This window comes from Escherichia sp. E10V5 (assembly GCF_004212315.1).
Classification (GTDB): Bacteria; Pseudomonadota; Gammaproteobacteria; order Enterobacterales; family Enterobacteriaceae; genus Escherichia.
Genome location: NZ_RHJM01000049.1, coordinates 26,150 through 37,159 on the forward strand (window position 1 = coordinate 26,150; position 11,010 = coordinate 37,159).

The 11,010-nt window shown below is 48.8% G+C and carries 7 protein-coding genes; all 7 read right to left on the reverse strand.

Translation table 11 applies throughout. From position 1 onward, the window contains the following. Position 1: 1 nt before the first annotated feature. Positions 2 to 1,552, reverse strand: coding sequence for an ABC transporter substrate-binding protein (locus D9738_RS24135; protein WP_130261366.1), 1,551 nt, complete (start codon positions 1,550 to 1,552; stop codon positions 2 to 4). Positions 1,553 to 1,565: 13 nt separating this feature from the next. Further along, entirely contained in the window at positions 1,566 to 2,147 is a 582-nt protein-coding gene (gene ddpX, locus D9738_RS24140; protein ID WP_130210479.1) for a D-alanyl-D-alanine dipeptidase, read from the reverse strand. A gap of 257 nt (positions 2,148 to 2,404) precedes the next feature. After that, positions 2,405 to 4,804 (reverse strand): oxygen-sensing cyclic-di-GMP phosphodiesterase DosP, encoded by a 2,400-nt coding sequence (dosP, locus tag D9738_RS24145; RefSeq protein WP_130261367.1) that lies wholly within the window; start codon positions 4,802 to 4,804, stop codon positions 2,405 to 2,407. Positions 4,805 to 4,828: 24 nt separating this feature from the next. Continuing rightward, complete coding sequence (dosC, locus tag D9738_RS24150; RefSeq protein ID WP_130217557.1) at positions 4,829 to 6,211, reverse strand: diguanylate cyclase DosC; 1,383 nt, start codon at positions 6,209 to 6,211, stop codon at positions 4,829 to 4,831. 349 nt (positions 6,212 to 6,560) lie between these two features. Then, on the reverse strand, positions 6,561 to 7,880 hold the full coding sequence (locus tag D9738_RS24155) for a glycoside hydrolase family 10 protein (protein ID WP_130261368.1): 1,320 nt from the start codon (positions 7,878 to 7,880) through the stop codon (positions 6,561 to 6,563). A gap of 130 nt (positions 7,881 to 8,010) precedes the next feature. Further along, entirely contained in the window at positions 8,011 to 9,546 is a 1,536-nt protein-coding gene (gadC, locus tag D9738_RS24160) for an acid resistance gamma-aminobutyrate antiporter GadC (protein WP_130261369.1), read from the reverse strand. A gap of 155 nt (positions 9,547 to 9,701) precedes the next feature. Beyond that, on the reverse strand, positions 9,702 to 11,010 hold a 1,309-nt coding region (locus tag D9738_RS24165; RefSeq protein WP_130261370.1), incomplete at its 5' end, for a glutamate decarboxylase.

The following is an 11,010-nucleotide window of genomic DNA, read 5'->3' on the forward strand; positions in this document are numbered from 1 at the left end:
GTTATTTACTCATGGTATTGATATTGAAGACCTGTTCCAGCATGGGATTAAACACGAAGCCTTTCACTTCTTTGTTCATCGCCAGTTGGTAGTTTTTCTGGAACAGATACACATAAGCAGCGTCATCAATGACGATTTTCTGTGCCTGCTGGTAGTCCCGGGTACGCTGCATCTGGTCGGTGGTCGCGAGTGCATTGCGCAGTAACTTATCGACCTCGCTGTTTTCATAGAACGAGCGGTTACCCGGCAGACCTTTTTTGTCTGACTCAAACCAGTAATTCATAAACATATACGGGTCGGCAAAATCCGGACTCCAGTTGCCAATCGCAATGTCGTAATCACCTTTACCCACTCTGTCGCGCATGGTGGCGTTTGCCAGTTTTTCCAGCTTCACATTGATGCCCAGCTTGTTGAGACTGGATTGTGTCGCCAGGGCGATCGGTTCCCAGTTCGGGTCGTTATCGGAATAGAGAAACGTCAGGCTGGTGGGTTTGCTCGCTACTTTATCCCATTCGGCTTTGGCTTTCGTTTCGTCATGGCTATATTGCATTGCCGTCGCATCGTATCCCCACATGCCTTCCGGAATCGGGCCGCGCATTTGTTTCCCGTTACCACTAAGAATGCCGTTAACCATGCCCTGATAATCGGTAGACCAGGAAATGGCCCGACGCAGATCCGCCTGGTTAAGTGGCGCTTTGCTGTTATTCAGATACAGATAGGTGACGCGTAGTGACGGATACTCCGCCACGTTGACTTTATTTTCCTGCTTCAGTGCGTTGAGTTGATCCACGGGCAGCGCATCGGCAATGTCAATGTCGCCACGGGAGAGCTGCAGGCGACGGGAGGCACTTTCACCAATAATTTTTACCGATACCCGTTTGAAGTTCGGTTTATTGCCGGGGTAATGCGGATTTGGCACCAGAACTAATTGCTGACCTTTTTGCCAGCTTTTCAGCATAAACGGTCCGGAACCGGCGGTGTTTTGCGCGAGGAAACCGCGGGCATCATCCGCAGCGTGTTCCTTTAAGACCGCCGGATTGATAATGGATGCACCGTCATTCGCCAGGGTGTACAGGAACGGTGCGAATGGTTGGCTAAGGGTAAACTTCACCGTATGTTCGTCAGGAGCGTCAATTTTTAAATCTTTGGGAAATGCTTCCGCTGGCCCCTGGCCGATTTTCAGCAACCGCTCAAAAGAGAGTTTTACAGCTTCGGCAGTGACCGGCGTGCCATCGGCAAATTTTGCGTTGTCCTTCAGGGTGAACGTCCACTCTTTTTGAGACTCAGACGCTTTCCAGCTGCTTGCCAGATCGCCTTCAACGTCGGTTGAGCCTTTATCACCGTCCGTTTTGTACTGTATCAGTCGCTGATAAGATGGGTAGGTTACGGTCCAGTCGTTATTATCAATCGTCACTGCCGGGTCGAGGGTTTGTGGGTCGGCGGCCTTACCAATCACCAGCATATCTTTTGGTACGGCGGCGTGAGCAACCGGCAGTATGGCGGCAAGGACGATTGCGATCAGTGTAGGGCGAAATGATATCGATCTTTTCATGACAGTTTCCTGATTAACTAGCGTGCTGTGTAGTAGGAGATGCAAAACAGGCGAACTGGTCAGCGAGCAGCGGGTAACTTGCAGCCTGCGGTAATTCGAAGTGCCACCATTCGCTGGAGATACCAATAAAGCCACCGCCAGTCATAATCGCATTCAGCAACAGGCGATTACGCTGGGCTGCGGGCGGTACGGAAGGGTGCCAGGCATGGGAGCGCTCGTGCATTTCATCGAATCCGGCCCCCATATCCAGAATGAAACCATGCTCATCACGAAGCGTCAGGTCAATTGCCGTGCCACGGCTGTGATTGGAGCCTACGGCCACATCAACGACATATTGCGGGTCAGGGCAGGCTTGCCACAACATTGCCTGTGCTTGTTGTGGGCGATACGCGTCGTAAATCACCAGTTGTAAGCCTGACAGTTGGGCGATACTGATGCTTTTCGCCAGCGCGGTAATCGCATCCTTGTGTAACAGGCAACGCGCTTGCTGATAAATCGGCTTGCCTGTGATGTTATCGCTACAGGCGTATTTCAAATCGATCTCCAGCTCAGGGAAGATAACGGCTAAATCAACCAGCTCGGTGGTATCCGACATAAACGGTTCCTGTATAAGACAAAAATTGCTGCGCTTTCCGCTTATGTAGATCTCATGCCATGCCGGGATAAGCGCCATAATGCTGGCTTAAAGTTATATTTTTTAACTTTTGATCAACATTTGTGCAGCGTAGTGCAGTTTTGGTGCAAGAGGGGGACTTAAAGGAGGAATCTCCAGGAATCGTAGCGGAAATCACAGTATTTAAGTGACAGTGTCACGTCAAATTAAACCCCGCGAGTGCGGGCGAGAGAAAATTGTCAGATTTTCAGCGGTAACACGCTGCTCATCCAGCCTGGAATTTCTTCGGCGGGCAGGGGGCGGGAAAAGAAATAGCCCTGAATAACGCGACAGTGGATCTTGCGTAGCATCTCAAATTGTTCTTTGGTTTCGACGCCTTCCGCCACGACGGTTAAATTGAGGCTTTGCCCAATGCTGGTAATGGCTTCAAGTAAGGCACGGATGCGTTTTTCGGTCAGACAACGATCGACAAAGCTTTTGTCGATTTTGATTTCCGTTACCGGAAGACTGACTAAACGGGATAAACCAGAAAATCCAGTGCCGAAATCATCGACAGATAAACCTACGCCCATATCGCGCAGGATCTGTATGCGCTTAAAGATTTCGGTATCGTGTTCCATCATCATGCTTTCCGTGATTTCCACCGTCAGCTGGTGGCCGTCAATACCCCAGGCTTGCATTGCATCAGACACCTGATTGGGTAGCTGATTGCTGCGAAAGTGCAGCGCAGACAAGTTAACGGATAAAGCTGGGATATGAATATTCTGGCTACGCCATTCTGCTAACTGGCGGCAGGCTTCAGCAATAACCCAGCGACCAATGTTTTCGATTTCGCCAATCTCTTCAGCAAGGGGGATAAATCGTGAAGGAGGAACATGACCATGCTGTGGGTCATACCAGCGAGCGAGGGCTTCGATACCATACAGCTCACCGGTTTCCGCAAAGATCTGCGGCTGATAAACCAGTTTTAGTTTGTTGTTGCTGATAGCTTCTTTCAGCGCCGCACCGAGAATCAGACGCTCTTTCACCATTTCGTTCATTATCGGGCTAAAGAATTGCCAGCCGTTACCGCCGTTTTTGCGAATAAAATCCATCGCATTGTGGGCAGTCGAAAGCAGGTAGTCCCGGTTTTTACCAACGTCGTAACTGATACCAATGCTTAAAGTTAGCGGGAATGGTTTATCGTCAATCATGACCGGTTTATTGACGACGTTACGAAGTTCATCAGCTATTTGGGTAATGATACTGACGTCGTTTTCCGGGCTGATGAGGACAAACTGTGTACCTTCAATACGACAGAGATACTGGTCAGGTTTGACCTTTTCGCGAAAGCGATTGACCACTTCCAGCAACGCCTGATCGGCCCACGCATAGCCCAGACTGTCGATGACATCCTGAATATGGTCAATGCCAATAAGATACACCACCGGAGAGACGGCATTTTCTACCAGGCCATCGAGATAATTGTGCAGGTTATTGCGGTTTGGCAAACCGGTCATCGGATCAAACTGAATGAGCTGCTCAATATGCTGGCGACTTTTTTCCTGTTCCAGCGCCAGGGCGGCCATATGCTGGCTGATATCCGCCACTCGTTCGATAAACGCGCTGGTTACCGCCCCGGACGCTGTTTTGATTTTCAGAATCCCGGCAGGTGCGCCATCGCGCTGGCGAATGGTGACTGACCAGCTTTGCGCATTCTTTACTTCCGTCCCATGAGAGGACGACGCCCAATGCACCGGCATACCATTACGCAATGCATACAACGACACATGGGATTCATGAAGAATGGATTCAATATTCCGGCAGATGATTTCGCCCATTTCATGAAATGGCGGGCTGCTACACATCGCGGCGAGTATATTGCCTTCAAGCTCACGAATTTGTCGTTCTTCGGTGATATCGGAGAAGGTCATCACCAGGTTTTGCAGATTAGCCAGCACATCATAAACTGGGCTAATAGAAGCTTTGATCCAGATTTTTTCCCCTGTGCGCGTTAACAACAGAAATTCATCCTGATCACGCGCTGTTTTCCATAGCAGTTGCTGTAAGCGAATACGATTATCTGCCGGGTATTCAGGTATGTTAAGCAAAGTATCGGGCTGCATACCGCTGGCTTCGCTGATGCAGTAACCAAACATTTCAGTAAACGCGCGATTGCACTGCACGATATGGCGTTCCGGGTCCAGCACAATGACCGGGCGGTCGAGATGGTCAACGGCAATAATTAACTGCCGGGTCTGTTCTTTCTGTGCCATTTCTACGCTGGCATCACGTACCAGCGCCAGGTAATAAATTTTCCCTTCGGCAGTGACTTTGGATAGCGCGAAACGGGTCCAGATTTTACTGCCGTCTTTTTTCTCCAGCTGCAATTCCCGGCTCATACCTTCGACCCGCGCTTTACCGCCTTCGCGGTTATGGCGAATATATTCTGGATGCGCAGGGCGCAAATTATGGGGAATCAGCATATCAATGTTATTGCCTATCACCTCTTCGCGTTTATACCCCCAGAGCTTCTCCGCCGCAGGATTAAAAAACATTACTTCGTCATTTTCGTTAATTAACACCGCGCCCATCATATTTTGCTCAAGGGCGGGAAAAAAAATGCCGTCGGCGGCATTTTCTGCATCGGTTAGCTTCATGATTACCTCTGCATCCGGGAGCATCTAAAGACTGGCTTTCCAGAGTTCAACACGGTTTCTACCTCGTCTTTTCGCGATATACAGAGCTTCATCGGCTATTTGAATTAAGCGTTCATAATCAGGATGCCCATTAAACATGGCAGCGCCAATGGACAAAGAAAGGGTTATGTCTTCGCCATTTGCGGCTTTCAGTTTGGTTTTTTCCACCCGGCTGCGGATCCGCTCTGCGGTACGCAAAGTGTCATTTTCTGAAGCTTCAGTCAGCACTATGATAAATTCATCGCCACCGTAGCGAAAAACATAGTCACTGCTACGTACGTTGTCGTAAAACGCCTGTGAGACTTTACGTAAAATCTCATCGCCTGTGTTATGTCCCCATGTATCGTTGATCTCTTTGAATTTATCTACATCGATGATCAGAACAGACAATGGTGTACCGGCCCGATTGGCATGGGCAATTTCACGTTTGAAGATAGTCGGCAAGAAACGGCGGTTAAGTAATTTCGTCAGTACATCCATACCTACTTCATGACGCGAGACTTCTTCAAAGAGTTCACGCAGTAAGGTGATAATTTGCGATACGGTATTTCGTATCTGTAATAAAAACTTCACGCGCAGACTTTTGTTACTCAAATTTTTGGCATTGAGCATTGCCTGATGAAAAATCCCGTCGAAATCCTGAATAAGACGAGAGATATGACCAACTTCAGCAATGCCACTAAAATAATGGCGACCTTTATGGTTAAACCACAGGCCAAAATCAGCCTGACTTAACGGTAAGCTGCTGCCTAAATCAGAATCCAACAGGACTTTATAAATAATATCTATTTCCCATGAAAGTAATGAGGCTATTTGTCGTTCTTTTTCTTCTTCGGCGTTTTCCAGTAATGAGAAGATACGATAGTTCTCGTCTTCTTTAGCCGCGCTACTGTCGCTAAAGGTAAATGCTCTGGTCATCACTTCCATAGCTATGTCGATACTGTTAATCGAAAAGTGATAAACCTGAAGTTTTTCAGAAGGTGAATAATCAGAGGAAAATATTACCGGGTAGAGGATTTTTTTCAGCACGCGAAAACCCATCTCGACAATTTCTACCGGAATGCCAATACGAGCATGGACTTCGGCTACGGTATGTTGGATTTGTATAAGTCTTTCAACATCGTCCGTTTGTGCAGAGAGCACATTGATAATCCACGTTTCCATCGCACTTTTAAGTTGCCTTTCGACCTGTTCGTTACTCAAAAACTCTTCGGCATGCGGGTCAGTGCGTACAATTCGATAAAACTCAACACTTAAGTAATGAGCATGCGTTACGGCAATTTCTGCCGCTTTGTTACGAATGAGGGGGTCGACCTGGGCAACTAATCCGGTCCACTCATCTTTCATTCTTTTAAAATACATCTCCATAATTCATACCCTTATACGGCTGGAAAGGCAGACGGAATTGAAAAACGAAACGCAACTCGTTTGGACAGGTTTATGGCACCATATTCTCCTGAAATATGAAGATATACTGAAACGAAATAAGTGACTTATGACAGTTTTAATCTACGCTACTGGTCTTCTGAAGAGTATAGCCTATCGTAATTATTTTTCGGTGATGGTTAATATCGTATGGTTTTTCATATTCATACGTTTTTATCAGGGGAATTATAACAATTCGACTTAAGTTGATTTGATTATTAGTTGAGTGTGTTTTGTTGATGACAAGCCGGTGTTTAAAGCACCGGCAGTGTCACAAAGTAAGAAAGGGCGTTTAGCTTCCCCAGCGGCTTTGCAGATAGCTAACTGCCTGTTGAGTTTGCGGCTTGTTCAGATAGTCTTCGCGGAACAAAATCGTGCCGCTAATTTCTGGCACGGCGTCGTTAAGATCGAGCTGCTTTTTCAGTTCTGGCACGCCGCCGTTAACCATCCAGTCTGGCTCTATCTTTGAAGGTTCGCCGACTTTATAGAAGGCGATACCAATATAAAGACGGGTTTTGGTTGGTTTGACGACATCTGCCCACCATTTTGCCAGCACGTCATAACGTGCTGCGCTACGCGAGAACGGCCAGTAAATTTGCGGGGCTATATAATCCAGTAAGCCTTGTTCGACCCAACGACGAGTGTCTGCGTAGGATTCATCATAAGCTGCGGCCCCGCGCGTATCAGAACCGAGCGGATCGTGTGAGCGATTGCGCCAGACGCCCGCAGGGCTTACACCAAATTCGACTTCCGGCTTAATGCTTTTAATGGTGTGCGACACCTTAGCAATTAACTGCTGGGTATTGTTGCGCCGCCAGTCAGCTTTTGACGCAAATGCACCACCGTATTTGCGGTATGTCTCGTTATCGTTAAGCCGTGAATCCGGCGATTCAGTATAAAAATAGTCGTCAAACTGCACGCCATCTACCGGATAACGAGAAACCACTTCAGCAACTATCGATGTGATCCAGTCCTGAACTTCAGGGATCCCTGGGTCGAGAACAAAACGGTCACCTGACGTCCTGATCCAGTCGCGATGTTGAACATAGACACTGGCCGGTTGTTGAGACAGGGTGCTATTCAGTTCCCTGATAGTTCCGGGCTTCGTATTAACCGACACGCGGTAGGGATTAAACCAGGCATGTACTTTCATCCCACGCTTATGGGCTTCGTCGAGAATAAATTGCAGCGGATCGTAACCAGGATATTCACCAATTTTGCCGGTCATTAGATCAGACCATGGCAAAATCTTCGACGGCCAAAGGGCAGTGCCGTCGGGCTTCACCTGGAAAAAGACCGTGTTAATTCCCAGTCGTTGCAAGTTTTCTAGTTTGTCGATCATCGCCTGCTGTTGCACGCGAACCCGGCTGGTGGGGTTGCTGATGTTAACCGAGGAGACGGGGGGCCAGTCGAGGCGGGACACCGTGGCCAACCAGATACCGCGCATAGGTTGCGACGATTGTTGTACGGTCGCTGGTGGTTTTGAGCCTGCTGGTGGTGTCGTTATTGAATCTGGAGGCGTGCTTTTACAACTACACAGTAAAAGAGCCAGTGCAACCAGTGCCGCTGGCCTTTTAATCGCGGATTTCACAGTTCGGGAGCAGATATCCATATATGCTTATTTCCGGTAAACAGATGTGCGCTTATTCTCGTACTTATCTGGGGCAAGTCAATACGGCAATAAGTACGCAAAAGGGAGCGATTAATTTTCGCTCCCTTGTGTTATTACCACTCAGACACGGTTAGTGTTTCTTATCGTTCATCACAATATAGTGCGGTGAACGAGCACGTGGATGCAGGAAGAAGTGACCTTTCGGCGCGTTCTGGCTGTTAATTGGCTCCAGTGTAACACCTGTATTCGCTTTGCCTTTACGGTCATGAATGGCATAGAGAATAAAGGGCAGGGCAAGAACCACCAGGAAACTAACGACCAGTAATTCGACATACATATCGGTAGAGTCACCCTGGATGTTATCCGGCGGCAGGAAGGAAACAATAAACGCCATAATTGAAGTCAGCAGACCGACAATAGCCACGACCAGTTTCACCCCTTTACCACCAGGGATATTAAATGTGCGTTTTAAGTCAGGATGTTTAAGAACCAACACAATGTAGCCAATAAACAACATGAAATAAGCACACAAATAAATCACCACCGTCAGCGCCAGTGCGATCAGGAAGGACATGTTGTTACCACCACCGGTGTTGGTGAGGATGATCAACGCGATAGAGGTAATCACCAGCTGGGAAATTACCAGAGTTACCGGCACACCATTTTTGTTCATTTTAGCGAACGCGGCGGACAGTAGATTTTTCTGCGCGGTGACATACATCCCACGAGAAGGGCCAACAATCCATGAGGCGATTTCCGCCAGAACACCCAGCAGCAGCAGGGCAGAGATAACGCGAACCGTCCACTCAATTTCCGGTGCCACATGAGACATCAGCACGGTGAATGTTTGCATTACACCTGCGGAGAGGTTGATTTCATTACCCGGAATCACCATCGCAATGGACAAACCGCCTACTGAACTTAAGCAAATCGCTGCCACCATCAGTAGTAACATTGCCAGTGGATAGTCGCGCCCGGGGTTGCTCATTTCATTGACGTGGGTCGCGGAAGCTTCTACCCCCATATAACTCAAAATGAAGGCGACAAACACAACCAAAGTGCCAACTTTCGAGAAATCAGGGAAGAATGTTTTGGCATCCATTTCGATAGCAACCGGTGCTCCGGAGTGCAGATAAATCGCTGCTAATGCAATCAAAATAAATGCAGGCAGTAGAATACCCGCGAAGAAACCCACTTTCGCAATTCGGGCAGTATATTTAGTACCGCCAAACTGAGTTAATGCCAGCGCCCAAAGAATAATCAGCGCCGCGATAGTTTTCGTTACCGGCTCTTCATTCAGTGCTGGCCATTTCAGAATGTAGGACAGCGCCCCTAACACGAAATAGAGCATTGGAATAAAGCCAATAGCGATTTGCAGATAGCCAAATGAGATTGCAGCGAATCCCCATTTCGGCCCCAGGGTATTTGATACCCAGGCGAACACGCCACCTTCTTCCCAGCCGTCCACGGTAGCCATTTCCGCAGCACAAAGACCAACGGGAATAAACCATAAAATCCCGCCTAAGAGCAGGAAGAAGACCAATGAAAAGCCAGATGTTGCGAAGGTAGGGTATTCATAAACAGCCATTACCATCGACGCCGTGATGGCGAAGAACCCGAGTAATGTTAGCTGCTTAGCTTTACCTATCTGTACTGATGTAGCCATATTATCCCCCTAAAACGGTTGTCCTGTGGAACCGCACCTGTTTTGCTCTGAAGTGCTTTCAGAACAATTTTTTCCGTTGCTAATGCCAGTGAACAGACTTCGGAAATTGTCCCGAAACGGGTTCGTTTCGGGACACCGTTACCGCTTAAACGTTATCAGGTATGTTTAAAGCTGTTCTGCTGGGCAATACCCTGCAGTTTCGGGTGATCGCTGAGGTATTTCAGGGAGGCTTTGTAGTCTTCCAGCAACAGTTCAGCAAAGTCCATTTCGAAGCCACGGCGGCACATAATGCGCATCACCACGATGTCAGTGGCTTCACCGCCGAGGGTAAATGCCGGAACCTGCCAGCCGCGCAGACGCAGACGTTCAGAGAGGTCATACAGGGTATATCCTGGATTTTCCCCGTCTTTCAGTTTGAAGCACACCGCCGGGATACCTTCATCCGGGCGACCCGTACAGATGAACTCATACGGCCCCAGTTTGGCGATTTCATCCGCCAGGTAAGCAGCAACCTGGTAAGAGGCGTTCTGTACTTTGGTATAGCCTTCACGACCGAGGCGCAGGAATTCATAGTACTGCGCAATCACCTGACCTGCCGGACGGGAGAAGTTGATGGCGAAAGTACCAATCTGACCGCCGAGATAGTCAACGTTGAATACCAGTTCTTTCGGCAGCGCTTCTTCATCACGCCAGATAACCCAGCCGCAGCCCAGCGGAGCCAGACCGAATTTATGGCCTGAAGCACTGATCGATTTCACGCGCGGCAGGCGGAAGTCCCAGACAATATCCGGCGCCACGAACGGCGCAAGGAAACCACCGCTGGCGGCGTCGATGTGCATGTCGATGTCGATACCGGTGTCGGCCTGGAATTTATCCAGTGCATCGTGCAGCGGTTGCGGGAACTCATAGTTACCGGTATAGGTCACGCCGAAAGTCGGCACCACGCCGATGGTGTTTTCGTCGCAGGCCTCAATCATGCGTTTCGGATCCATGAATAGCTGGCCGGGACGCATAGGGATCTCACGCAGCTCGACATCCCAGTAGCGGGCAAATTTATGCCAGCAGATTTGCACCGGACCGCAGACCAGGTTTGGTTTATCGGTCGGCTTACCTGCGGCTTCCATACGCTTGCGCCAACGCCATTTCATCGCCATCCCGCCGAGCATACAGGCCTCGGAAGAACCAATGGTGTTGGTGCCAACGGCCTGGCCGTTTTTCGGTGCAGGCGCGTGCCACAGGTCAGCAACCATATTTACACAGCGCAGGTCGATGGCTGCGGATTGCGGATATTCTTCTTTGTCGATCCAGTTTTTATTGATCGACAGGTCCATCAATTTATGGACATTTTCGTCGTCCCAGGTCTGGCAAAAAGTTGCCAGATTCTGACGAGCGTTACCGTCGAGAAATAATTCATCATTGATAATTTGAAATGCGACATCATCACGCATTTCATGCAGCGGAAAA

Excerpts from the sequence above, each read along its gene's own strand:
- D9738_RS24135 (WP_130261366.1), bottom strand. The coding sequence starts at position 1,552 with ATGAAAAGATCGATATCATTTCGCCCTACACTGATCGCAATCGTCCTT.
- ddpX (WP_130210479.1), bottom strand. The coding sequence starts at position 2,147 with ATGTCGGATACCACCGAGCTGGTTGATTTAGCCGTTATCTTCCCTGAG.
- dosP (WP_130261367.1), bottom strand. The coding sequence starts at position 4,804 with ATGAAGCTAACCGATGCAGAAAATGCCGCCGACGGCATTTTTTTTCCC.
- dosC (WP_130217557.1), bottom strand. The coding sequence starts at position 6,211 with ATGGAGATGTATTTTAAAAGAATGAAAGATGAGTGGACCGGATTAGTT.
- D9738_RS24155 (WP_130261368.1), bottom strand. The coding sequence starts at position 7,880 with ATGGATATCTGCTCCCGAACTGTGAAATCCGCGATTAAAAGGCCAGCG.
- gadC (WP_130261369.1), bottom strand. The coding sequence starts at position 9,546 with ATGGCTACATCAGTACAGATAGGTAAAGCTAAGCAGCTAACATTACTC.